Annotated in this window: 19 protein-coding genes, 1 pseudogene and 1 riboswitch; of the genes and pseudogenes, 10 read left to right on the top strand and 10 right to left on the bottom strand. The window is 45.5% G+C overall.

Going from position 1 to position 26,225, the window contains the following annotated elements:
- Positions 1-49: 49 nt before the first annotated feature.
- Together panE and csdA are read left to right on the top strand one after the other, a co-directional pair.
- Positions 50-943, top strand: a complete 894-nt coding sequence (gene panE, locus AB4517_RS11345; protein WP_372148368.1) for a 2-dehydropantoate 2-reductase — start codon at positions 50-52, stop codon at positions 941-943.
- Positions 944-1,030: 87 nt separating this feature from the next.
- Positions 1,031-2,242, top strand: a complete 1,212-nt coding sequence (gene csdA, locus AB4517_RS11350; protein WP_372148369.1) for a cysteine desulfurase CsdA — start codon at positions 1,031-1,033, stop codon at positions 2,240-2,242.
- A 69-nt stretch (positions 2,243-2,311) separates the two neighbouring features.
- Here csdA and csdE read toward each other — a convergent pair whose 3' ends face one another.
- The 4 genes from csdE to AB4517_RS11370 form a co-directional block, all read right to left on the bottom strand.
- Positions 2,312-2,740, bottom strand: coding sequence for a cysteine desulfurase sulfur acceptor subunit CsdE (csdE, locus tag AB4517_RS11355; RefSeq protein ID WP_017059900.1), 429 nt, complete (start codon positions 2,738-2,740; stop codon positions 2,312-2,314).
- A gap of 37 nt (positions 2,741-2,777) precedes the next feature.
- On the bottom strand, positions 2,778-3,587 hold the full coding sequence (gene tcdA, locus AB4517_RS11360; RefSeq protein ID WP_065584400.1) for a tRNA cyclic N6-threonylcarbamoyladenosine(37) synthase TcdA: 810 nt from the start codon (positions 3,585-3,587) through the stop codon (positions 2,778-2,780).
- Between the two features lie 113 nt (positions 3,588-3,700).
- Positions 3,701-4,813: a murein transglycosylase A gene (gene mltA, locus AB4517_RS11365; protein ID WP_017064192.1), complete on the bottom strand. Its 1,113-nt coding sequence runs from the start codon at positions 4,811-4,813 to the stop codon at positions 3,701-3,703.
- Positions 4,814-4,894: 81 nt separating this feature from the next.
- Complete coding sequence (locus AB4517_RS11370; RefSeq protein WP_017064193.1) at positions 4,895-5,368, bottom strand: DUF2850 domain-containing protein; 474 nt, start codon at positions 5,366-5,368, stop codon at positions 4,895-4,897.
- A 161-nt stretch (positions 5,369-5,529) separates the two neighbouring features.
- Between AB4517_RS11370 and argA the strand changes: the two genes are divergently transcribed.
- Positions 5,530-6,867 (top strand): amino-acid N-acetyltransferase, encoded by a 1,338-nt coding sequence (gene argA / locus AB4517_RS11375; RefSeq protein WP_017065782.1) that lies wholly within the window; start codon positions 5,530-5,532, stop codon positions 6,865-6,867.
- A gap of 283 nt (positions 6,868-7,150) precedes the next feature.
- On the top strand, positions 7,151-7,342 hold the full coding sequence (locus AB4517_RS11380; protein ID WP_046224581.1) for a hypothetical protein: 192 nt from the start codon (positions 7,151-7,153) through the stop codon (positions 7,340-7,342).
- An 81-nt stretch (positions 7,343-7,423) separates the two neighbouring features.
- Here the strand turns inward: AB4517_RS11380 and recD are convergent, their stop codons facing one another.
- The 5 genes from recD to AB4517_RS11405 all read right to left on the bottom strand — a co-directional run bounded on the left by recD (position 7,424) and on the right by AB4517_RS11405 (position 18,272).
- Positions 7,424-9,634 carry an exodeoxyribonuclease V subunit alpha gene (gene recD / locus AB4517_RS11385; RefSeq protein WP_372148370.1) on the bottom strand — a complete coding sequence of 737 codons (2,211 nt, stop codon included), beginning with the start codon at positions 9,632-9,634 and terminating at the stop codon, positions 7,424-7,426.
- On the bottom strand, positions 9,634-13,308 hold the full coding sequence (recB, locus tag AB4517_RS11390; RefSeq protein WP_372148371.1) for an exodeoxyribonuclease V subunit beta: 3,675 nt from the start codon (positions 13,306-13,308) through the stop codon (positions 9,634-9,636). Before recB ends, recD begins: the two co-directional genes overlap by 1 nt.
- A gap of 241 nt (positions 13,309-13,549) precedes the next feature.
- Positions 13,550-13,711, bottom strand: a complete 162-nt coding sequence (locus tag AB4517_RS11395; protein ID WP_372148375.1) for a hypothetical protein — start codon at positions 13,709-13,711, stop codon at positions 13,550-13,552.
- Between the two features lie 6 nt (positions 13,712-13,717).
- The gene (gene recC, locus AB4517_RS11400) at positions 13,718-17,194 is read right to left on the bottom strand and encodes an exodeoxyribonuclease V subunit gamma (protein WP_372148372.1); all 3,477 of its coding nucleotides are present in this window, start codon (positions 17,192-17,194) and stop codon (positions 13,718-13,720) included.
- Positions 17,195-17,321: 127 nt separating this feature from the next.
- Positions 17,322-18,272, bottom strand: a complete 951-nt coding sequence (locus tag AB4517_RS11405; protein WP_017071043.1) for a TDT family transporter — start codon at positions 18,270-18,272, stop codon at positions 17,322-17,324.
- 208 nt (positions 18,273-18,480) lie between these two features.
- On the opposite strand from AB4517_RS11405, the gene AB4517_RS11410 reads away from it, so the two are divergent.
- From AB4517_RS11410 to AB4517_RS11430, 5 genes and pseudogenes are all read left to right on the top strand, one after another.
- Positions 18,481-19,377, top strand: a complete 897-nt coding sequence (locus tag AB4517_RS11410) for a LysR family transcriptional regulator (protein WP_372148373.1) — start codon at positions 18,481-18,483, stop codon at positions 19,375-19,377.
- Between the two features lie 88 nt (positions 19,378-19,465).
- Complete coding sequence (locus tag AB4517_RS11415) at positions 19,466-19,759, top strand: YebG family protein (RefSeq protein ID WP_008223840.1); 294 nt, start codon at positions 19,466-19,468, stop codon at positions 19,757-19,759.
- Between the two features lie 155 nt (positions 19,760-19,914).
- A riboswitch (Fluoride riboswitch) is annotated at positions 19,915-19,999 on the top strand.
- Between the two features lie 194 nt (positions 20,000-20,193).
- The gene (locus AB4517_RS11420) at positions 20,194-20,886 is read left to right on the top strand and encodes an iron-sulfur cluster assembly scaffold protein (protein ID WP_017068533.1); all 693 of its coding nucleotides are present in this window, start codon (positions 20,194-20,196) and stop codon (positions 20,884-20,886) included.
- A 25-nt stretch (positions 20,887-20,911) separates the two neighbouring features.
- Entirely contained in the window at positions 20,912-21,901 is a 990-nt protein-coding gene (locus AB4517_RS11425; protein WP_372148374.1) for a GGGtGRT protein, read from the top strand.
- A 228-nt stretch (positions 21,902-22,129) separates the two neighbouring features.
- Positions 22,130-22,771: pseudogene (locus tag AB4517_RS11430) on the top strand (MarC family protein).
- An 84-nt stretch (positions 22,772-22,855) separates the two neighbouring features.
- Here the strand turns inward: AB4517_RS11430 and ushA are convergent.
- Positions 22,856-24,556 (bottom strand): bifunctional UDP-sugar hydrolase/5'-nucleotidase UshA, encoded by a 1,701-nt coding sequence (gene ushA, locus AB4517_RS11435; RefSeq protein ID WP_017064205.1) that lies wholly within the window; start codon positions 24,554-24,556, stop codon positions 22,856-22,858.
- Positions 24,557-25,061: 505 nt separating this feature from the next.
- On the opposite strand from ushA, the gene dapD reads away from it, so the two are divergent.
- Positions 25,062-26,093: a 2,3,4,5-tetrahydropyridine-2,6-dicarboxylate N-succinyltransferase gene (gene dapD / locus AB4517_RS11440; protein ID WP_017059885.1), complete on the top strand. Its 1,032-nt coding sequence runs from the start codon at positions 25,062-25,064 to the stop codon at positions 26,091-26,093.
- The last annotated feature ends 132 nt before the right edge of the window (positions 26,094-26,225 follow it).

Consider the following 26,225-nt stretch of genomic DNA (forward strand, 5'->3'; position numbering starts at 1 on the left):
TTAATGCCTCGCTATCCTTGCAACATCACTTTCTTATCTCGGTATTGCTGTGAACATCACGATTGTTGGGCCAGGGGCCATCGGCTCTTTATGGGCAATAAAACTACTTCAAGCTGGTCATAATGTGTCTTTGTGGAGTCGTTCCACTGATAACTCAATTGACTTATCACTTGATGGACAAGCTTCCCTTTCCTTCAGTAACAACAATATCGAAAAGCTATCAGCGAGTGACTTGGTTATTTTCACGGTCAAAGCTTGGCAAGTAGCAGAAGCCACGACTCCGTTACTTCAACATCTCGATCCCGACACCATTCTTATGTTCATGCATAACGGAATGGGCGCGGTTGATGAGATAGCCACTCAAATTGATGCTTACCCAATAATATTGGCGACGACTACTCAAGCTGCATTCAAACCCGACCGCAACAATGTGTCTCATACTGGATTGGGCCAAACTCAATTGGGTGCTTTCAACCAAACTGGCCAACAGTGTACGTTTTTAGTTGATGTCTTAGATGATGCTCTCCCTGCTGTGCGTTGGAACCCACAAATAGAAACCGCGCTTTGGACTAAACTCGCCATCAATTGTGCTATCAATCCACTGACTGGGTTGGAACAAATCAAGAATGGCGAACTTGCAGACCAAAAGTTTGGGGATACTTTAAGCTCTATCGTTGAAGAGCTCACAAAAGTTATGCAAGCCGAAGAGATCGCTTGTTCATTCGACGAATTAGAAGCCAGCGTCAAACAGGTAATCCAAGCCACAGCGCAGAACAACTCATCCATGAAGCAGGATATGTTTTACCAACGCAAGACAGAGATCGACTTCATCACTGGGCACCTAATAAAAACAGCGCTTAAGCATCAGATAAAAGTTCCCGTTAACCAAAAGCTGTTCGATCAGGTCAAAGAGCAAGAAAATAGCTGGAATCATCAAGATTAGTCAGCAACGGTTAACAAGTCGCGATAAAATAACAATACCGCTAAGCACAACGCTAGCACCAATTTCCAAGATTTTAGGTAAGAATAGATGTTTGATATCAATCACATCCGAGAGCAGTTTCCTGCGCTATCACAAACCATCAATCAACAACCATTGATTTACTTAGACAGCGCGGCAACAACACAAAAACCTCAGGTAGTTATTGATGCCATTAGCCAATATTACTCCAAACAAAATGCTAATGTTCACCGTGGCAGTCATAGCTTAACAGCGAACGCGACCAGTCAATTTGAATCGGCTAGAGATAAGGTCGCTCAGTTTATCGGTGCAAGCTCTTCAAAAGAGATCATCTGGACTCGCGGTGCAACCGAAGCGCTCAACCTAATTGCTCAAACGTATGCAAGAAGTACCCTTCAGCCTGGCGATGAGATCTTAGTGAGTGAAATGGAGCATCACGCTAACATAGTTCCTTGGCAAATTGTTGCAGAACAAACCGGCGCTAAAGTCGTTAAAGTACCGATGACATCGGATTGCGAATTTGACCTAGTCGCGTTTGATACGCTTTTAAATGAACGAACCAAGATTGTTGCATTAGCTCAGATAACCAACGTCACGGGCTCACGTCAGCCGATTGAGCAAGTGATCGAAAAAGCCCACCAGATGAATGCGATTGTGGTGGTGGATGGTGCACAAGGTATCGTTCATGAACCCGTAGATGTTTCATCTTTAGGTGCGGATTTCTACGTATTCTCTGGACACAAGCTCTATGCCCCTGCGGGCATCGGTGTGCTTTACGGCAAGCTTGAATTGTTAGAAGCGATGCCACCTTGGCATGGTGGTGGCAAAATGGTCGAGCGCGTCTCTTTCTCTGGCACTACTTTTTCAGAACTGCCTGGCAAATTCGAAGCGGGCACGCCAAATGTGGCAGGAGCCATAGCACTAAGCACCGCAATAGAATGGTTAAGTGGTTTTGTACAACAAGATGTCGAAAATCATATCCACCAACTACAACACGAGACTTATCTTGCTCTCAGTAAACTGGATGACATTCAGATTTTAGGGTATCAACCTAACGCAAGTGTGATTACTTTTGTGATGGATGGTGTTCACCATCAAGATATAGCGACTCTACTGGATCAGCAAGGTATCGCAGTACGTGCAGGACATCATTGTGCTCACCCATTAATGGATGCACTTAATGTGAAAGGAACGGTTCGAATTTCATTTGGTATTTACAACAACATGGATGATGTTGAAAAGCTCGTAGCGGCGATAGAAAAAGCCGTTGATATGCTTTAGGGAGTAGCGAAATTACTTAGGGTTGGCGTTTAACGTCAACCCTTTTTGCTTCTGTGTATCAAGGAGATATTAAGCACTTAGCTCTTGGATTTGAGCAACAATCGCTTTTAATCCATTACCGCGAGATGGGCTAAGGTGGGTAATTAGACCGATTTGTTCAAAGTAACCATCAATATCGAACGCTTGAACCTGCTCTGATGTTTTTCCATCATACGCAGCCATCACCAAAGCAATCAGACCGCGAACGATACGCGCATCAGAATCAGCACAAAAGTGCCAAACACCATCGATATTCTGAGAAACCAACCACACTTGGCTTTCACAGCCAGAGACAATCACCTGCTCACTTTTCAGTTCATCAGGCATCGTTGGCAGTTTCTTACCCCATTGAATCACTTGGCGATAACGGTCTTCCCAGCCGCTGAATGTCTGCATCTTCGCGACGATATCATCACTGGTAATTTCAGTGCCGAATGGAGAGCTTGGGAATGTGGTCATTTTAATATCCAGTCGATTGTTAATTGAGTAAAAGACGTTACTTAGCGTGCTTTTGAATCAGCTTTTCAACGATACGCGAAACAGCTACAAAACCAAACGTCGCCGTTACAACCGTTGCCGCACCAAAACCCGTCGCACAATCCATACGTTTTGGACCTTCTGCTGTCGCTTTCGCAGCACATACACTGCCGTCAGCTTGAGGGTATTTCAGCTGTTCAGTTGAGAACACACAATCGATACCAAACTTACGTGCTGAATTCTTAGGGAAATTATGATGACGACGAAGGGTATCTTTTAGCTTCTTCGCGAGCGGATCTTGAATCGTCTTCGTCAGATCAGCCACTTTGATTTGAGTCGGATCGATTTGACCACCCGCACCACCAGTGGTGATCACCTTAATTTTGTTGCTACGACAATATGCCAACAGTGAAGCCTTAGCTTTCATACTGTCAATCGCATCTAATACAAAGTCGAACTCTTTCGACAGGTATTCAGCCTGATTGTCTGGGCCGATGAAGTCGTCAATCAGGTTAACTTTACACTCAGGGTTAATCAGCTTAACGCGCTCTGCCATCACTTCGATTTTGCTTTTACCAACGGTACCCGACATTGCGTGGATCTGACGGTTGATGTTGGTCACACACACATCATCCATATCGATCAAAGTCAGCTCACCTAAACCAGTACGAGCAAGCGCTTCAACAGCCCATGAACCTACACCGCCAATACCGATCACGCACACGTGTGCAGCTCTAAGTATGTCGACTTCACTATTGCCATATAGGCGACGAGTGCCACCAAATCGTTGGTCATAGTTTTCTGAAGCTGGAGTGGTCAATTCACGCATTGTTGCCGCCAATTTATTTCTGAGAAAAAGAAAAGAGTGCGTTTTATACGCACTCTTGAATAAAAAGTCTAGGGGATTAGCGATTCGCTTTCAATGCCCTTTTTTATTGTAGCTTACTCAACCTTTTCAGGAGGCAAAGCCCAAGGCGCTTCAGTTGCGCTGCCATCTAAACCGAGCTTCCACACACGACCAAAATGCTTGTAATGGCCCGCTTCTGTACCCGCTCGAGGGCCCATGCCGTGGTAAAGGTCCAAATGGTTTTGCTTAACCGCGCCGCCCGTATCCAAAACCAATAGCAGTCTTAGTTGATGAGCGCCGCTCCAAGTACCATCAGCATTCAGTAGTGGAACCTCAGCAAGAATCGGTGTTCCCATAGGTAAGATAGAGCGATCGCCCGCTACCGCCGCCATCGGTAATAGAGGAATGCCCGCGCTGCCCATTACCGATAGGTCGTCTCTCGCTTCAAAGAAAACGAAAGAAGGGTTTTGCTCAAGCAGCTCTTTGACCACTTCAGGATCGTTTGCCAATACCCACTCTTTGATTGCTTTTAGCGACATTTTTTCGCGTGGAACTAAGCCTCGTTCAATCAGAACACGGCCAATGCTCACATAAGCTTTATTGTTCTTACCCGCGTAGGCGAAATACTGCAGCGTGTCATCATCACCGAAGTGTACAAATCCACTGCCCTGTACTTCCATCATAAATGGGTCGATACGGTTTGCTGAGTAACCTAACTCAAGGCCCTGACCTTCTAGTGCGCCGTTGTAAATCTCTTGGCGTGTTGGACACTCTTTACCACACTCAGGAAGCCCGTAAACAGGGTAACGATATTCTTCATTCGCTTCGTGGCGCAGCTCCATCACAGGAGAAAAGTAGCCCGTGAACAAAACATTGCCTTGTTTATCACCACCACCTAGTTGAGCGGTTTGAACGCCAAAATTCGCTAGCTCGCTTGGATCTCCACTCAACATCGCCCACTCATTGAGTTGTTGATAAAGCGGCTCATAGATTTTAGCCATCGAAGGGGATTTAGAAACCACCATCTCAGCTTGTTCTGCAAATGCGGTGTAGTCTCTTGGTTTATTGGATTCAACCTGATCGACCTTATTCAAGGTGCGAGGAAATTCGTCATCAAGGTGTTGCTGAGCAAGATCAGTGGGTTGAGCACAGCCAAATAACAAAGAGGCAGCGACAAGGGGAAGCCATTTTTTAATCACAAGAGTCATCCTAAAAATTCTATGCATCGAGGATGACAAAAACAGTCAGATAACACAATCTTAGATTGTAAGAGTTTACAAGAAGATAACCTATCGGACGGAGTTATCGATATGGCCCTTAAGGCGGAAGATGGGATTGTAGTGACTGTCAGAATCGAGCACCATTTCTGTATTGTCAGAATTGGTCATGCGGAAGCGATAGGTTTTATCACCCGCCTTGTATTCAAAGTAGTTTCCATCAAAGTCAAAGCTCGTCGAAACAACAGACCCACGAACTGACACACCATTAGCATTCAGAACAAACTCATCGGTCGCATAATGTGCAACATCTTGCTCTATCCAAGTGCCGTATATCAGATTGTCGGGCGTCGCCGCATTTTGCACTCGGGAAAGCACATCGCCGAACAAAGAAACCACCGCAAACGAACCCACTAAGGCTAGAACCATTAAACAACGTTCAATGATCTTACGCTTCAACTTAGATTGATTGCGCTGATCAGCTTCGCTATAGAGACCTTTGGTTATCTCATCGATTTTGTTCTTTGTTGCTGGAGCTTGTTGCATTCGGTGACTACTCATAAGGATGCTATGCGCATTCTACACTGAGACAGTTTATATATTGAAGCCTAGATAAGAATAGTTTGCGCTTTATTCCAAAAAGGTGTTGTTTACATTTGAATTTAAATGCTAAATTATCGAATAAATAAACAAAATGGACTTGTTCTGTGAAATTAAGAAGTACAGCGCTAGTAAAAGGTTTCAGACAATCAACCCCTTACGTAAATGCTCACCGTGGCAAAACCATGGTCATTATGCTGGGAGGCGAAGCCGTTGCCGACAGGAACTTTGGTAACATTATTAGTGATATAGCCTTGCTCCACAGCCTTGGAGTAAAGATTGTTCTCGTTCACGGGGCAAGACCGCAGATCAACCAATTGCTCGCCAAGCAAGATTGCCATACGCCTTATCACAAGAATATTAGGGTCACTGATGAATATTCTTTGGGCGTCGCTATGCAGGCTGCTGGACAGCTTCAACTTGCCATCACCGCACGCCTCTCAATGAGCTTAAACAACACACCGATGGCAGGCACTCAACTCAATGTTATGAGTGGTAACTTCATTACGGCTCAACCGCTTGGCGTGGATGACGGTACGGATTATTGCCACAGCGGGCGTATTCGTCGAATCGATATCGAAGGGATCAATCGCACGCTTGACCAAGGTTCAATTGTACTGCTTGGCCCTATTGCCAGCTCCGTGACAGGCGAAAGCTTTAACCTACTTTCTGAAGAGGTCGCTACCCAAGTTGCTATTCGTCTAAAGGCCGACAAGCTGATTGGCTTCTGCTCCGAACAAGGGGTAACAGATGAACGCGGTAACGTGCTCGCCGAACTCTTCCCTAAAGATGCCAAGCAAATTCTAGAACGATTAACGGAATCTCAAAATCCTGCCGAAGACATGAGCACAGGAACACTGCGCTTCTTGAAAGGAGCGATCTCCGCTTGTCGAGCTGGTGTGCCTCGTTGTCATCTAATCAGCTACAAGGTAGATGGCGCATTAATCCAAGAGTTGTTCTCTTTTGACGGTATTGGAACCCAAGTGGTCATGGCTAGTGCCGAGCAAGTAAGACAAGCTCAGATTGACGATATTGGTGGCATATTTGACCTTATTCGTCCTTTGGAAGAACAAGGCATTCTCGTTCGTCGCTCAAGAGAACAATTGGAACAAGAGATTCACCGCTTTACGATTATCGAAAAAGACGGACTGATTATTGGTTGCGCTGCACTATATGCGTATCCGGAAGATCACATGGCAGAGATGGCGTGTGTGGCGATTCACCCTGACTATCGCGATGGAAACCGTGGGCAATTGTTGCTGGATTACATGCGTCACCAATCAAAATCTCGTGATATCGACCAGATTTTTGTCCTTACTACGCACAGCCTTCACTGGTTCCGTGAACAGGGTTTTTACGAGATAGCGGTTGATGAATTACCGATGGAAAAACAAGGGTTATACAACTATCAGAGAAACTCAAAGATCTTGGCGCTCAACGTATAAATAAAGTTTTGGAGCACAATCTCACTTCGACAGAAAAATAATTGCAAATGTAATCGTTTTCTATATGAGATTTATTAACTATGCACTTTCACTCACACGTATAATTGTATAGAATTTAGACGCTTTAATAATCTTAACAAATGTTTTTATTGGAATTGCCATCTCGATAGTCATGTCGAACTCATTGAGGTGGTCACTGCACGGATTGCTATACCCGTTGACGGCCAGCACGCTAACATTAGCTCTGCTCGTTAATATAAACAGCAAAAAGAGCAATATTGATATGAGAACCATTGTTTGTAACTCGCTGCAAAGTTTTTGGGATATGGCTGATAACCAATTCTTAGAAGGGCTAGACGTACACTGCGTGTTCCCTGTTAGCGAGAATCTAAAAGAGTTTATTTTGAATTGCCAAGCAAAGTACAAGATAAACCACATATCGTTTACTCGAGCGTTTTTAGGCTCTGATTCCTAATAACGCTCAAAGCAACCAAGGATGGTTGCTTTGTGTTTATCTAGCCCTAAGTTCAAAACCTTCTCTAGCCGTCCATAACGACTAATTCGTTAAGCGACTGCCTAAACCACTCACTCGCTCTGTTTTCACCTTAATCCCACGCTTCAACACATTTGTATCGCTGAACATCATCAGTCGTTTCTTCGCACGTGTAATACCTGTATAGATAAGCTCCCGCGTTAAAATAGGGCTGAAATCTGGCGGCAAGATCATTAAGGTCAGATCAAATTCACTACCCTGAGATTTGTGTATTGTCATTGCATAAGCCGTTTCATGATCGGGCACTCGGCTTGGTAGCACAGCTTTTACGCTGCCATCGGGCAACTCAAAATAGACCTTCAAACGAGGGGTTAAGTCAGGTTGACTAGAACCCGCCTCAAGCATACAGATACCAATATCACCATTGTACAAACCCAAGCCATGATCATTTCGCGTCACCATAACAGGACGTCCGTGATACCACAGCTCATCATTATGAGGGCTCACCAAACGCCTTGCGGCCAGTGCTCTTTCAATTCTGTGGTTGAGGCCTTTAACACCAAAATCCCCTTCACGAATGGAACACAACAGTCGGCATTGGCTGAACAAATCGAGTACCGATTTCGCTCTCGCTTCTTGAGTTTCTAACTCTTCCAACGACACATTCATTCTATTGAGGTACGCACCATACTCGTTAACCAAAGTACGCAGCATCAGGTTATAGCTGTCACTCGACAGAGGGTGGTTTTCGATATCGCCAAAACCTTTGGCAAACACTTGGTCTACTTGATTCGCAGAACCATTATTGATTGCTTTTGCCAGCTGACCGATACCGGAGCGCGCATCGAAACGATAACTCTTCTGCAGCATACACAAGCTATCCGCAATCGCAGGCGGATTCACCGCTCCAGCTTTGTCTTGTCTTGGTTTAGCTATCGCATCAAAACCTGTCATCTCTGCAATCAAATTGCCTTGCGCTGTGCTGTACCCTGCAGAGTTGAATGAACAGATATCACCGAGCACAGCACCTGCCTCTACTGAAGCGAGTTGGTCTTTATCACCCAATAAGATGAGCCTTGCGTGCTCAGGAAGTGCATCCACCAGCTTATACATCATCGACAGATCAACCATTGAAGCTTCATCCACTACCAAGATATCAAGGTGGAGTGGATTGCGTCGGTTATGCCTAAACTCAGCACGGTTAGGAATCGCGCCGAGTAATCTGTGTAAGGTGCTCGATTCGGTCGGTATGTTGGCTTTCACTTCAGGCGCTAATGGCAGCTGTTCAATTGCTTTACCGATCGACTCGGTTAAACGCGCCGCCGCTTTACCCGTTGGTGCCACTAGCTTAATCGTTGGTGTTTTACCTTGGCTGAGAGATTGCTCGACCATCGCCGACAGTAATTTGGTTACCGTGGTTGTTTTACCAGTACCCGGCCCACCAGAAATCACCGCAAAACGACGACTCAGCGCCACCGCTGCCGCGACTTTTTGCCAGTTCAAACATGCCGATAACGGCACCAAGTCGTCCAACACATCTAAGTCCGTCACCTGCTTAGCTTGTACAATCGCTTGGTCGATTGATCCCCAATCTAAAGCCTGCTCATTCACAATATCAAGATGGTCACACACCAATTGTTGGCGTAATACCTGAGACGTCTGCTGATTTGCTTCAGCCCTGGCTAAGGCGTTAAACAGAAAATGATAGCTACGTGCAAAAAGCAGATTGAGCGTTTCAGTCAGCGCTTTTTTCTGCTCAGTATTGAACTCTACCGGCTTACTTAAACGGTTTAAGGTCTCAGCCAACACAACTTCGTAGTTCCAATAACGCTGTAAATAGACACGCTGCCCATCGAACATTAGAGGCTTAACACAATCGTTGGTCGTTCCCACTAAGTTTGATGATTGAAGCACAGCCACCCAATCAATACCCAACAGTTTTTGGTTCAATTGCAGTGCAGTTTCACCGTATAACCCAAGTAACTGAGCAAGATCTGCCGCTAGTTCAGGGCCTGTCGTATGCTGCTGTATAAGCTGAGTACAAATGTGTCCTTTGCCTAATTCATGGCTCACTACCCCCGCGAGAAAGCCGATCTCTTGAGGGTAGCTCGTGGCTTGCTGAGCAAGAAAACGGGCAAATTGATAATCCAACTGACGAATAGAACCCTTATCCGCAAGAAACTGGAGTACATCCATCAGTTGCTCAGGAATAAGTGAAACTGGCTTTGCTGTGTTCGCAGTATCTATGCCGGTATTAGTGGTCGTTGTTGTCATTATAAAAGCCCCATCTGTCCAGTTTCATCGTCATTCAATTGTGCCGAACGTCTGTCTATCACTTTACCGTCAATCAATTGATCCATTTCATCAAGTAAAGCCAGTGTTGGTTTCGCCGAGAAAATACCTTGCTGAGATTGGCCGTCCATTCCTCGTAAGAACAAGTAGTACACGCCACCAAAATGTTGTTCGTAGCTGTAATTGGCAACGCGGCTGCGTAAGAAACGGTGCAACGCCAATGCATAGATTTGATATTGCAAATCATAGCGATGGTCGGCCATCGCCGATTTCAATGCCTCGCCATGGTAGACAGCAACATCATCTCCTAAGTGATTCGATTTCCAGTCGAGTACATAGTATTTACCTTGGTGCTCAAACACCAAATCGATGAAGCCTTTCAACATACCTTGCACGGTTTGGAAACCTAGATCGCCCGCTTTGGCTGACAATGGATCGTGATATTGAATGGTTTGATTCAGTTCAGATGCAGCCAATACTTCGATCGGCAGTAAGAATTCCATCTCAACTAAACGTTGCGTCGAGTCTTTCTCGCTTAGCTTTAAGTTCTTGCCGTCTAATGCGGTGTTCAGCACTGTATCGACCAGTTGCTGAAGCACAGGTAGCCACTCTAATTCATATTGCTCTGATTCTAATAAGTAAGTGATTACTTGCGTGTTATGTTCACTGGTTGCTGGCTCGGTAAATTCAACCTCCTCAAACAAGATGTGTAAGAAAGTACCTGGGCGAGCACCACGAGGGAACGTAAAGATAGAGCGTTCAGGCTCAATCAACTCAGACTCATCCTGCTCATCAGCCGAGTCAATATCAAAACCAGACACCTCAATGGTCGCGTCATGGCTCGCGCCGTGACTGCCTTGCTTTACAAGCCCCGAGTAACTGGTGATACGCCAAGCTCGGTCGATTGAAGCCTTGAGTTCATTAGCATGTAAGTCGTCACTCACTTGCTCTGTTTGTACAAACACCTGTTCATGAGCGGTTGGTGTTTCGGCTAACAGCACACTTGAATTTTTGCCTTCAATTGCCGTTAGAGCTTGATGCAATTCGGCAATACCCTGCTCTTGTCCGTTTTGAACCAAGTAGCCCATCGCACTCAAATGCACGCCTGTCGGTTCTTTGGTTGAACGCCCTTTACGCAGTGGCGCTATACCAATAAAACAGCCATAAACCGCACGAGTCAGCGCTACATAAACCAGGCGCAAATCTTCCGCTAGTCGTTCTTTATCGGCTTGCGCTAAGGCACTGTCGCTGCCAGTAATATCGAGTACTGTGGTGTCTGAATCATGGTCGTAGAACTTACCTTCACTCGCTTCACGATAGCTTGCAACGAACGGCAAAAATACTAAGTCATATTCCAAGCCTTTCGATTTATGAATGGTAACGATTTGAACCAAGTTTCTTTCTGATTCAAGGCGTTGAATGTCGTCGTCACTGCCACCTAAACCATTTTGTGCATCTGAGATTGCTTCAGCCAGCCAACGCAACAAGCCATAGTCACTGTCGAGTTCTAGTCTTGCTTGTTGCAACAATTCGCCAATGTGCATTAAATCAGTGAGTGAGCGCTCACCATTTTCTTCTTCCAGTAAGCGTTCCGCGAGATGTCGTTTACTGATCACGCTGCGAAGCATTGGCAACACGCCGCGCTGAAGCCACAACTTACGATATTCTCTAAACTCGTTAACGACGTTTTCCCACACCACTTCATCGTTGTTGAGTTCATCCAATGATGCGGCATCCAGAGCAAACAACTCCGACGCTAAACTGGCGCGTAATGCTCGGTCATTTTCAGGTGTCAGCACCGCCTGCAACAAACGTTGAATATCTTGTGCGACAAAGCTGGTGAACACACTGTCTCGGTTGGATAAATACACGCTCGCAATGCCTTGTTCCGACAACGCGTTCTTAATCAGACGACCTTCACTACCGGTTCGAACCAAAACAGCAATATCACCCGCATTCACTGCATGTTGTTTTTTGCCGTTATCAAAATAGGCTTGTTGATTTTGAGAAGCGGTCAGAATAGTTTGAATTTGACTCGCTGTCGCTTCTGCCATTGCCTTGTGATATTCACCTTTCGGCAATGGCTTATCTTCAGCCTCTTGCAGCCAAAAGGTAAGTGCGTGCTGAGTTTCTCCGTTCATCACCCATTGGCGTTTGTCGGCTGATGGACTGGCAGCAACGGGCAAAAATGGAATGTCTTGATCGTAGATAAACGGGCTGTCCGAATTCATAAACACTTGGTTTACTGCACTGACCATATCGGCACTTGAGCGCCAGTTAGTGCCTAAGGTGTAGTGAGCACTAACTTGGTTTCTCGCCTTGATATAGGTAAAGATATCTGCGCCACGGAAGCCATAAATCGCCTGCTTTGGGTCACCGATCATAAACAAGCCGCACTGCGGATTATCAAGATAGATTCGGCTAAAAATACTGTATTGCAGTGGGTCGGTATCCTGAAATTCATCGATCATCGCCACCGGGTATAAGGTACGGATTCTCTCCACCAGCAGTGACTGCTCATCGACATCGATCGACGCAGATAACTGGGTCAGTAGGTCATCAAACGACAACCACTGCTTTTGCTGTTTCGCCTTGGCGAGCATAGTTCGACAATGAGTAATCGCATGCGCCAATAACGGAGCTTTCAAATCAGCTGGGTGATTTAAGAAATCCTCAATCGCTCCGAAAACTGCATGCTGAGGTGCAGTGCCTTTCGGTGTTTTTTCAATGAGAGTGGCTTGCGAGAACTTCTCTAACTTATCTGGATATTGATAATCATGAGTGTCGCTCTGCGCCCATGCTGTCACCGCTTCTAACCATGTCGGCAGAGACTTCTTGGTGTAGCTACGTTTGTTCACATCCGAAGCAGAGATCAAAGCCAAAAAGTCCGCTTCGGATTCACACCATAGCGCTTTAAGTTGCTTCACTTTATCTAGGTTTTGGTTGTGCAGAGTTTGCAGGTCGCCCGACATCGCATCTACCGTCAATTTCAGCGGAGATCCTGTCAGATAACGATTTACGTCTGCTAATAACGCAGCCGGTGAACCCCAAATATTACGAACCTCACCAGCCAGTTGAATGGGCAGCGGGTAAAACTGTTTACGCCAATAGTCAGCAACTACTTGTGCTTTTAGGTGGCTTTCATCGGTCACAAATTCGTTATCAAAGCGGCTTCCAGACTCAAAAGCATTTTGAGTCAACATTCGCTGACAGAAACCGTGAATGGTGTATACCGCAGCCTCATCCATTTGTCTTTCAGCGTTAAGCAGAGTTTTAGCCGCGCCAGCATGATCATCGATGGCTTGTAACAAAGGCGCAATCACTGGGTCGTCACTTTGCCCACGTGCAAACGCAATGCGTGCATCATGAATACGAGCACGAATACGATCTCGCAGCTCAGCCGTAGCTGCTTCAGTAAAGGTCACCACCAGAATTTGGTCTACGGTTAGCGGCTCATGGTGTCGAGTGGCTTCAGTCAGATCACCTTGTGGAGCGGCCGTGCCATGCCCGAGCAGTAGGCGTAAGTACAAGCCAGCGATGGTAAATGTTTTACCTGTACCCGCTGATGCTTCAATTAAACGCGCGCCATGAAGTGGAAACGTCATGGTATCGAGTGTCTGTGGAGCGATTACCTGAACACTGCTTGTGGTCGTCATGCCTTACTGCCTTCTGATAAATGTGTTGTTACAAATGTGACCTAGCGTGGAAAACGTCATTCAATTTACGTCCTACGCTAATTTGTTAATAGTTAGTGCGATCTCTCTCACGGATCAATTCGGATCGCCTCGCTACTATGCGCCCACGAGTTCAGGAGCGCATACGAGTTTTGTACTTTATGGCGTTACTTTGAACCACAGAATAATGGTCCCTCTGACCTGTGGCCGTACAGCGAACGCCCTACACTAATAATGATTTACTGGCGGCCACTTTATTTCCTGTAACTTGCTTCTCTTCACTTTGATTCCCTTCACCAGGAAAGTAAGCATCCCAAATGCTTACCAGCGACTCTCTTTCGTTTTTCATTAATTCAGCGCACACGCTACTGATCTTGTCGATCACAGCCACTTACTCCTGATCTTCCAGATCGGCAGCCGCCAACCTTGCCGCCTGTAACACAAGCGTTGAATACATACGCGACTCAGCCGCCAGCTCCTCGTCCCACTTAGGCCAAATACGCGAGATGTAGGTATCTCTACCCTCGCCCGTGAAAGCGAAGCTATCATTAAAAGTATCGGCCATTTTCTTGAGCGACTTCTCTTCATCATCGACCCATTTACCACGGCTAAAGCCCGCTTCAACGCCGGCTAAGGCGGTTTTCGGGAAATACGGCAGTGGTGCAGTCATACCTTGATAGAACAGTCGCACTAACTCAGCTAATAAACTCTTCGCCTGCTGCGCATCGCCGATAGGTTGTAGCGTTTGGTGAACCACGCCTTCTTTTCTGTCATAGCCAATAATATGAGTCGTTTTTCCGTGTCCCATAACAGCGCAGGATAGATGATCAATCCACGCAGCCAAGTAATCTTGAGAGCGTATTTTGCCGCTACGAAAACGCACTAGACCTGATTGATAGTTTTGAGTTAACCACCCCATCAAGCGAACAGGCTTACCTTCGCCTAACACGTCAAATTCAATATTTACCTCGAGATCTTGTTGTGGCTGCCCACTTACAAATCGAATCTCTTTGGCTAAGTCTTCTGCTTGAACGCGGTTGGTTTCAAATTCGATATCACCAAAAGCGCCAACCGGTAATCGACCTTGAGCTTTTTGCTCAGAGACAAACAAGCGAACCGCTTCATCCGCCCCTTCAGGATGATCGAGTAATACTTGAAGCAAAGCGTCTTTTAGTTGGAAACTTTCTAAACCATTAAGCACGAACGGTTCATCGTCTTCCATTACCGGAAGCGGGGGCTCAAACACCACTTTTAGGCGGCGATTAAAGAAGTATTGCACTGGCAAGCGCCAGAAACGCTGCAGCTCAACCAAATCCAATTCCAATGGATAGGTCGCACCAAGCAAATAGTCATCCAAGGCACGATTGAATTCACCACTGCGTTCACCGGAACGGTTAGCCGCAGGAAGCCATTCTTTGGCGTAGCTCAATACATGACCTGCATCACCTTGCGTAAAGGCTGCTGGGCTAAATGGTGTCATGGTGTGTTCAAAGCTGATTGCTTGAGTCAGTTTGATACCAGAATCATCACTTGGTAACGCTTGATCTGCACTTAGGCAGTAGTTCTGGTGGCAGTACTCAATCAACTCAGAAACCAACACCGACGGTACTCGCTCAGTATTATCTTGAATCGAACGGCCGACATAGCTGATGTATAAACACTCTTGTGCTGACAGCATTGCTTCTAGGAATAGATAACGGTCATCATCACGACGAGAACGATCACCAGGTCGAGTGCGCCCGTTCATCAGGTCAAAACCTTCTGGCGGCATTGAGCGAGGGTAAACCCCATCATTCATGCCTAACAAACAGACGGTTTTGAACGGAATAGAACGCATCGGCATCAAGGTACAAAAGTTAACTTGTCCCGCTAAGAAACGCTGACTGATACGGGCGCCCGACAGTTTATTATTTAAGTACTGATAGATGATACTCGGCGACAACTCTTGCTCATACAAGGCATCATCAAGCTGTTCATTCAGTTGTGAAAGTGCATCACGAATCGACTTAAGCACCACCTCACCTTCCAGCTCAACCGCAAAAAAATCATCAATCATTTGCAGCAAGGTTTCACGCCACATATCGATTGATTGGGTTTCAGTTAGTCGTTGGCGGTAATGAGCGATACGGTCAATAAAGTGCGCTAACTTACCCGCAAGTTCGGCGTTAATACCCTGAACTTCGTTATAAGCCGCAATCGGAGAATGTTCAGTTTCAAACAAGCCCGCAGAGTCTGACATCGCATAGCCCAGTAACATACGCTGAATACCAAATAGCCAGGTATTTTGCTCAGTCGCAGGTAGATCAAATTCTGTTGCAGTTGAAGCATCAACCCCCCAACGAATGCCCGCCTCTTCAACCCATTGCTTGGCTTGCTCGAATTGAAACTCGTCAATACCAAAGCGTGCCATCATCGCAGGAATTTCTAACAGCTCTAGCAACTCAGAGGCTAAACAGCGCGTGTTCGGTAGCGCGACCAATTGCATGAAAGCGGTCAGAATTGGGCTTTCTTGGTCTGCAGTTCTATCAGAGATCGAGTAAGGGATATAACGCTCACCCGGAGCATTACCAAATACCGCCTGAATCGCTGGGCTATAAGCATTAATGTCAGACACCATCACGATGATATCGCGTGGTTTCAGGGTCGGGTCGGCATCAAACATCGCCAATAGCTGGTCATGAAGAACTTCCACCTCACGCATTGGGCTGTGACACGCATGTACAGTCAGTGAACGATCGCCAAGCTCAACCACCTGTTTATGATTGCTGGAATCTAAGATGTGATCATCTTGATGTTCTTCTAGCTGGAGAATATCGGCTTGCAATTGATGGAGCAGGCTGTCTCTCTCTACATCAATAAAGAACTCGTGCTCTTCACTGTCTGATTGAGATAGCAAAAACAGGTTATCTCTGCCCAATTTACCCATAGACGCCAACAAGCTATTACCGACAGCTTGGCTAGTATGCAGTTCATCTTCAACGTTGGCTTCAATGCCATCTTTCAAAGGTGATACTTCACCTTCTAGCTGAGGTAAACCATCAACCAACGCAAACTGCTTACGACGCTGCGCTTCAACTCTTGCCAAGTATTTACGATCGCGAATATCGCCCCAATAATGTTGGCAAGGGTTGGTAAACATCAAATGAACATCAATCTGCTCACCAAGTGCTTTCAACGCGTCCATATAACGAGGAGGCAGCGAAGAGATACCAAACACAAACAGACGCTTAGGTAAGTGTTGTAGCTGACCTTGTTGATTGGCTAACGCTTCAATAAAGTCGTGATACAAGTTACCACGGTGATACTTCGATTGGCCTTGAGACAGGGTTTGCTCATAGAGTGTCTTCCACAAAATTGGCTGCCAAGGATGTTCTTGTTGCCCCCCATCATCAATTAACTCGGCAACGGGCTCTCCCGCTTCCCACATCGCCATCCACTCCGGTCGATACACCAAGTAACCATCGAAGATGTCGGCAATTTTCTCTGCCAATTGGTACAACTTCGAATCATCTTCGTCGTTTTCAAGGTAGCGTTGTAGAGGTAAAAAATCAGGGTGGTCAAGCTTAGCGGGTAACAAACTCATCAGCTTCCATGTCATCGCTTCCTTGTTAAAAGCACTGCGTTTAGGTACATCAGGAAGCACTTGGGTAAACATATCCCAAATGAAGGTTGCTGGAAGAGGAAAGTCTATATTTGCTGCTACACCAAACTCTTTGGCGAGTTCCATCTTAAGCCATTGAGACATACCTGGGCTCTGAACCAAGATCTGCTCTTTTTCGAAAGGGTTGGCTAAAGGATCACTTTTGATTAAATGAACGAGAAGGATTTTTAAAGTATCGACTTTATTGGAATGGTAAACAGTAAACAAAGTGCACTCACGCTAATCTTGCCACAATATAAAGCCAGATTAGCATAAGTGCCGAGTTTGGATTAGGAATATAAGCTTATGAAATACTGAAAACTTAAGCTCCGTTTATCTTTTGAACTATTGCTTCTTACAATCTACTGCCTACCGCGCTTAGAACACGGTGAGGTTTGTAATTCATGTAATAACGAACCGCCACATAACCCACTACAAACGTTGCCACAATCAATTCTAGATACGCTAGGCCAAACACTTGATTGATGTAATGCGCTTCAATACCTTGTGCTTGCATCCACGCAGCCAGTTTGAACAAGGCTGTTGCACCAATCACGATTGGGAAGGTAAACGCTGCATAACCAGGGCTAAATGGAAGACGAAGTAGTTTGAAAAACGCCATATAGATAATGAACGTCATCAACACTGCAATACCAAATAGTAAACCAATGATCACAGGTGAAGGGTTAGCAGTAACGGTTAAGTAACCCGCCAAAGATAGGCTTGCCGGTGCTGCCATAATCGCAATCGTTGGTTTTGCAGCATCTGGCACTTCGTGAGAGAAGATCAAACGGTAAACCATGATTGGTAGCATTACTGCGTAAACCAATAAGCCGAATACCAAAGTCGCGTTAGCTACTGGCTCTAAAACTGGATTACCTGAGAAAGAGACGTCAGCGACGATAATACCGATCGGTGGCACAAACCAGCTTGGCACCATGTGGTGAATCTCAAAGTTTTTAGCTCTGTGGTACAAAAAGCTCGTTAGAAACACAACATGCAAAGCCACAGAAGCCAACCACATAGCTTCTTGTAAGAATTGAGAGATTGGCGCCAAAGACGCTGACACCACCATGCACCCCATTGCAAATGTTGGTACCACACTGCCGACAACAGGGTGAGCAAGATCTTCACGCAATAGGTGACCATGAATCAAAAATTTCACAGCTAAAACAAGAAGTAATACCGCCGCAATGCCAGCACTGATCCACTGCACCAAACCCGGTGTATGTAAGATACCTTGTGCGACTAGAACACCATCCCAACACCAGCCTAAGCTTGCAATTGCGAGTGCTAACCCTGCCATGGGTGTTGGAGCTCCTGTTAATCTATATTTAATACGTTGAATCATGTCAGCCTCTCTTAAACCTAATTCACTAAACTTGTGAACTCATCAGCTTGTTGAAGCCATAATACGCTTGCGCTTCGTTAAACAATATCCAATTATATATAACAAGTGTTCATCAATACTGAACAGAATCCATTTTCACCAGCAGAGTAAAACTAGGAATCTGATGGCTAATATTTCAATAAAACAGCTCAAAGTGTTCGTCACTATTACTCAGCACTCGACATTGACTGCTGCCTCTGAGGCTCTGTTTCTGTCTAAAGCTGCGGTCAGCATGGCACTAGGCGAAATGGAGAAACAACTCGGCCACTCTCTATTTGACCGGGTCAACAACCGATTAATTCTCAACCAAGAGGGACATAAGTTACTTCCATTGGCGGATGAAATATTACATCGTGCTGCTGGTATTGATGTTTTGTTCCGTGATGATCAGCCTTTAAGTGGCAATCTAAAGGTCGGCGCGAGTGACACGATTGGTAATCAGGTCGCACCGTTTATTTTGTCATGCTTTCGCGAACGAACTCAACATCAGGATCAAAGCTTGTTCATTTCAAACAGTGCACTGATCTGCCAAAAGTTGGTGGATTATGAACTGGATATCGCGCTAATTGAAGGAAAAACATTACACCCTGAACTCATTTCGAGTCAGTTTAGCAGCGATGAAATGTGCATTATTGTTAGTAATCAACATCCTCTCGTTGCCAAAGAAAAAGTGATTTTAAGCGATTTAGAAGACAGCCATTGGATTTTACGTGAATCAGGCTCAGGGACTCGCGAGTTTTTCCTTCGTGCCGTCGCACCGCGCATCGAACATTGGTATGAATCTTTTGAACTCAACACCACAGAAGCAATCATCAACTCTGTTTCTGCCGGTCTTGGCTTTGCCTGTTTGTCTCGTTTAGCTGCTCAGCGAGCGATCGATTCAGGCCGAGTAAAAGCGCTTAATGTGCCACTTGATATGAAACGCCGATTCTGGATGCTGGTCCATAAAGACAAATATCAAAGCCCACTGCTGAAATCTTTCATGAGTTATTGTGAAGACTGGGCGGCACATCAAGATTGAGGCCGCATAGTACGGGCTCCAACTGGACTTTTAACATCAGAAACTGTATAAAAAGCCAGTAAAATTTATCAAACTTAGAGGATTAACCATGGCTGTTATCGTCAAGTACGTGGTGGAACGCAACGGAGAAGAGAAAATGACTTTTACCTCTAAAGCCGAAGCTGACGCATACGACAAAATGCTGGATATGGCTGATGAGCTTTTTGAACTGTTAGGCAAAAGCGATTTAGTTGAAGATGAAGGCAAGCAAGAAGAACTTGCAATGTACCTAGCGAAGAACAAAGAAGAAGTTCTTTACGCATTAGGTGCTAAGCGTAAGCCAGCTCCGAAAAAAGCTAAGAAGCTTGAAGCTGTTGAAGACGCAGAAGAAGATGCAGCTTAACTAGCTGATACCTTTCTAAAAAACGTCAATGACGCCTCTAATCAGAGTTCGTTATTGGCGTTTTTTTATACTTATCGAAATATAATGAAGCTTGTTTATAGTCGAAATCGCTCTAAACATTCGCTTGCATGAAAGTGTGAGGAAGATCTAATCTATAGCCATCAGGTGATGGGGTTCCACCTAAGCTTTTGCTTCAACCGCCCGTTCTTTCCGAACAGTGCTAATGACTCCTACAGAATCGAAAACAGGTAATACTGTTGGACGTATCGCTATTCCTCCATTTTGAAATGGACTTAGTCTATTAAGACCAAGTTCCATGACACCTTTGGATTATCGATACTCAAGATCTGTAGTGAATTAGCCGCACCTCTTCCAACACGTCCTGTTTTCTCAACGCCCTAGGCCTTAAATGGCTCTATAAGTGAGAAAACATTATGCACTACTCTTCAGAAATTCAATCAATGTGCCCTATTCAAAGGGGTGATCTTCACAATTCAGCTCCAATTCCAGTTGAAGGCGCAATGGTTAGCCCAAAAGATGTCATCGCTATTTCTGGCTTAAGCCACGGTGTTGGCACTTGTGCACCACAACAAGGTGCTGCAAAACTGACTCTTAACGTAAAAAACGGCATCATCGAAGAAGCATTAATCGAAACGATTGGTTGTTCAGGTATGACTCAATCTGCCGCGATGGCTGCGGAAATCCTCACCGGAAAAACCATTCTAGAAGCGCTGAATACTGACTTAGTATGTGACGCGATCAACGTAGCGATGCGCGAAATCTTCCTGCAGTTTGTTTACGGTCGAACTCAGTCTGCTTTCTCTGAAGGTGGCCTAGAGATCGGCGCAGCACTAGAAGACTTAGGTCAAACACAGCGTAGCCAAGTCGGCACCAGTTATTCAACCTCAGCGAAAGGCGTTCGTTACCTAGAACTTGCAGAAGGTTACGTAACTAAGCTTGCACTTGATGATCACAGCGAAGTGATTGGCTATGAATATCTCAACCTCGGCAAAATGATGAAGGCGATTAACCAAGGCGTACCAGCGAACGAAGCTGCTGACCTTGCGACAGGGACTTATGGTCGCTTCGACGAAGCCGTGACCACCATTAACCCACGTCAACAATAATTTTTGCCAATAAAAGAGGAAAGATATGATGAACACTCAATTTAATGAATCAGTAACTCGCGTATTGGCAGAAATGAACTTCGACTCTTTAGAGCAAGCAAACCAATACTGTTTATCACATAATGTCGACCCAAAAGCATTAGTGATGGACACTCAACCTATCGCATTTGAAAGCGCAGCTGACGCTTACACTCTTGGTGCAGCATTGGCTCTGTTCCGTAAAGCGAACAACGCAGAACAAGCAGCGAATATCATTGGTGAAGGCCTTCAAGCATTCACAAAACCCGGCAGTGTTGCGGAGCAACGCCAAGTCGGTATCGGCCATGGCGCACTGGCTGCTCGCCTTCTCAATGAAGAGAGCCACTGCTTTGCTTTCCTTGCAGGCCATGAGTCTTTTGCTGCTGCAGAAGGTGCGATCAAGATTGCACTGAACGTGAACAAATCACGCAAAACACCATTGAAAGTTATCTTGAACGGTCTAGGTAAAGATGCCGCTTACCTAATCTCTCGCATCAATGGCTTTACTTATGTTCGCACTCAATTTGATTACCAAACGGGTGAGCTAGTTGAAACAGAACGTCGCCGCTTCTCACAAGGCCCTCGTGGCGAGATCTTGTGTTACGGCGCTGATGATGTACGTGAAGGTGTAGCGATCATGCACAGAGAAGAAGTGGATGTGAGTATCACGGGTAACTCAACCAACCCAACACGCTTCCAACACCCTGTTGCTGGTATCTACAAAGCAGAACGCACTCGCCAAGGTTTGCCATACTTCTCAGTTGCTTCAGGTGGCGGTACAGGTCGAACATTGCACCCAGATAACGTAGCAGCAGGCCCAGCGTCTTACGGCATGACCGATACCATGGGCAGAATGCACGCTGATGCTCAGTTCGCAGGTAGCTCTTCAGTTCCTGCTCACGTGGCGATGATGGGCTTCATCGGCAAGGGCAACAACCCAATGGTCGGATCGACGGTTGCATTGGCTGTGGCAGTGAGTGAATCTCAACACGCATAACGACAAAGTGAGTCCCACAATCTGCCTGTTATGTAGAGTCTGTTAGTTGAGAATCAAGCAATAACGGACGACTAAAACTCTACACCTATCACTAAAACCAAACAGCCAGCCTTATGCTGGCTGTTTTTTATTCACACTTGCTCTACTATCTATTTCTAATAATTATTTGTATCTAAGATTAAATACATTCTGCTGTCGTATTTAACTACATATTTTCAAAGGAATAATATGAAAGAGCTCATCATTCATACCATTACCGTGTTCATGGGCTTTTTTGCCATCATGAACCCTATCGCCAACACACCGATCTTTCTTTGATTAACAGGTGATAATGATAGGGAAACGGTCAAGTCTATCGCTTTCCGCTCAGTGTTCATCGCCTTCATCATCGTCAGCACCTTTGCTGTCTCGGGTAAACTCATCTTCGACCTCTTTGATATCACGCTTTACGCGCTTCGTATCACCGGCGGGATCCTCGTGTTCTTGATTGGCTTTCATATGCTGCAAGGTGACTCAACACACTCTAAAGCAAAAGAGAAGGTCAACTCAGACGCTCAACAAGATGCGGCGCTCAGTATCGCCGTCTCGCCACTGGCAATGCCAATCTTAGCCGGACCGGGCACCATTGCCACCGCGATGAACTTTGCCAGCACCGAAGGCATCTACGAAACCATCATCACCATCGTCGCCTTTGGCCTACTATGCGCCTTAACCTACGTATTGTTTGTATTTGGCGAGCGCTTCGTTAAAGCCGTTGGACCAAGTGCATTGAATGTAATTACCCGAATGATGGGTTTGATACTCGCCGTTATTGGTATGCAGATGCTGATTGAAGGTATTGAACAAGCTCATAAGGCGCTGTTTGTTTAAGCTCAGAACAACAAATTTCTGATACAAAAATAGCCAGCGATTCGCTGGCTATTTTCTTTGGCGCTTTTGTTTACGAATTATAAATTAGTTCGCAGGGCAGCCTTTTACTTCTAAACCTTTACTCATGTAGATTAGATCACCATCCGCTGGTGCGTAATTCGCTGCAGTGACATCAGGGTTCTTAACAAAGAATTCGCGCAGTACCGAGGCATCCGTTAACTGTGTCGATTCAACGTCAATTACTGGGTAGTCATCACCACCAGCCGCACTGAAACTGATCACGGAGAACGTGTAAGTGTCTGCTAAATCAAAACCTTTGCCATTGATGTCTCGAATGGTCACATCACTCAAATCGCAGTCAACCGTTAAGCTGATATTGTCGAGTTGGGCATAAGCGCCGGATCCTGCAGTCTTCGTCGCAACAACGTCCAAATACGCTTTTACTTCAGCACCTGTCATCGTTGCTTTAGTCACGAAGTTCCCGAAAGGTTGAACCGTCAGTACATCACGATAAGCAATGTCTCCTGCCGCAATTGAGTCACGGACACCACCAGAGTTCATTACACCAAAGTCAGCATTCACCAATTCATAAGTGCGGTATGCTTCTCCTAACAAGTGACCAAGATTAGTTTGTTCTGAACGAACAACATCACGATCACCTTCCAGTTTTGCATCTGTCTTTGAGATGATGACATCGAGGAGATCTTGCCCTTGTTGTTGATATGGGTAGAGAGTAGCTTTTACAGCTGCATCAGGCTTTATTTCAGATTGAATAAACTGATAATCACCGTTTTCATCCTTCTCTTTTAGGTTCACAGGAACCAGATCGTACTTCGCTAAATGCAGTTTGCCGTCATAAAACTCAAAGTCAGCTCTGCCTACATACTTACCCCACTCGTGAGCTTGCATGATGTAGGTACCATTTTGCTGATCAGGTTTGCAGTCATCCCCTGGGTTGAAGTCGGCGTATTCATTGCCTTCCATACAAACAGGGTTTTGAGAGTGTCCACCAATAATTGCATCTAGCTGACCTTCTTCTAGAGAGCGAGCAAGCAATACATCGCCAGGCGCTTCACTACCATGCTGACCATCTGCGTAATGCCCCATATGCGTGGTAGCAAAAATCAGGTCAACCGTTTCATTGGCCTCTATTTCTTTTATGGCTTTTTTGATTTCAACTTGTGGGTCGGCAAAGTGAATTGTCGCGACGTTGTCAGGATTAACTAATTTAGCCGTATCTTTGGTTGTCAGGCCAATAACAGCAATCTTTAAACCATTAATGGTGAATACTTTATATGGAGAGAAAAGGCGTTCATCAGTAACTGTGTCTCCATCTTTGATATAAATATTCGCCGCAAGCATCGGGAAGTCAGCTAGCTCAGATTGCATCTCAAGCACATCCAAGGTGTTGTCGAATTCATGGTTACCTAATGCCATCGCATCGTAACCAAGAAGGTTCATGCCAACAAAATCTGGTATCGCATCCTGCATATCAGACTCTGGAACACCAGTATTAATGTCACCACCGGACAGTAGGATCGTCTCACCACCGTTTTGAGTCACTTCCGCACGAATACTATCAATCAACGTCTTACGAGCCGCCATTCCATACTCACCCTTACTATTTTCCCAGAAGCGACCATGGTTATCGTTGGTATGTAAAACAGTAAACTTGGTACAAGAAGCGGCAGTGTCACATGTCACTGCGATATCGTCACTGTCCGAGCCACAACCAACCATCGCTACGCCGATAGATAACACCAGTAAAGACTTAGTAAAATTCATAGAAGATCCTTTATTAATCGTTTTAATGTCGTTATGGCAGGCAATATACTGACATCTTGCATGGTTTTAGTGATCGTTCTCTTAATTACATGTCTGGAAAGTTGAGTATTTACCCTAACTGTAGGCACAAGCGATTAATCAACAGAAGTCGAATAATTCTGATAATAAACATGAATTTATAAAGAAAGTGTGACTCACTCTATTGATACGGCTAACAAGAGGATGGACTAAAGATAAGTGTCAGGCATGGAAATGAAATGGCACCGCGCTACTTAAGTAAGAACGCCCATATTTAAGAGCGAGGTATAATATCCGGATAATGAAAACTATCTCTCAAAAGACAAGCAATATCATTTTACAGACTTTATCCCGATACGCCCTTTCATAACGAGGGCGCTCTCTTTATGATGAACGCAATTAAATTAACTTTGCTAACGGCAGCGCTTGTTATTCGAGCCGTTGTTTTGGAATAGCAAAATCAAGACTCAACACATGGAGATTCAACATGGCTTATTTTTCACTAGCCTTCGGTACGGCAACCAAAAATCGCGACAATAAAATCATTGAAGCGTTCTTCCCTAACCCGCTTCTAAACCCAAGCGACGCTCTTGTAGCAGCTGTAGCTGAAGTGTCAGGTTACGCTGAAGGCAACCAAGCTATCGAAATCTCTGCTGCACAAAGCGCAGAACTGGCGAAGGCATTCGCAGCAAACGATGATGCAGCTAACGCATCTTTCGCAGAAAAAGCGGCAGCGTCTGAACAGCCACTTGTTCTTGTTGTTCTTGCTACTGACGAGAAGCCAGCATCAGTTGCTGAAGGCTTCCTAAAGCTACAACTTATCTCTAACCGCCTAGTACAACCGCACGGTACGGTACTGGACGGCATCTTCGGTCTACTGCACAACATCGCATGGACAAACGAAGGCCCTATCGACCTACCTGAGCTGGCTGAGCGTCAAATCGAAGCTCGCCTTGCAGGTCGTGCTCTGTCTGTAGATTGCGTAGACAAGTTCCCTAAAATGGTGGACTACGTAGTACCAACAGGTATTCGTATTGCTGACACTTCTCGTGTTCGTCTTGGCGCACACGTAGGCGAAGGCACAACAGTAATGCACGAAGGTTTCATCAACTTCAATGCTGGTACAACTGGCGTGAGCATGGTTGAAGGTCGTATCTCTGCGGGTGTTGTTGTAGGTAACGGTTCAGACATCGGCGGCGGCGCTTCTATCATGGGTACTCTGTCTGGTGGCGGTACGATGGTTATCTCTATCGGCGAAAACTGCCTACTAGGCGCAAACGCTGGTCTTGGCTTCCCTATGGGCGACCGTTGTACGGTTGAGTCTGGTCTTTACGTGACTGCGGGTACTAAGGTTCGCATGTTAGATAAAGAAGGCAACGAAGTAGAGATCATTAAAGCTCGCGATCTAGCTGGCGTTTCTGATCTTCTGTTCCGTCGTAACTCAATCACTGGCCAAATTGAATGTCTTGCGAACAAGTCTGCTGTTGAGCTAAACAGCGAACTACACAGCAACAACTAATCTAAGCGCTAGATGCTAGATGCTAGATGCTAGATGCTAGAAAATAATAAGCCGCTGGGGTTCAATCCAGCGGCTTTTTTGTATGTTCTGGGAATCATTATTGCCCCATTACCTATATGGAATCCACGTATT

The sequence above is a fragment of the Vibrio sp. 10N.222.52.C3 genome (genome assembly GCF_041474195.1).
Lineage (GTDB): Bacteria > Pseudomonadota > Gammaproteobacteria > Enterobacterales > Vibrionaceae > Vibrio > Vibrio crassostreae_C.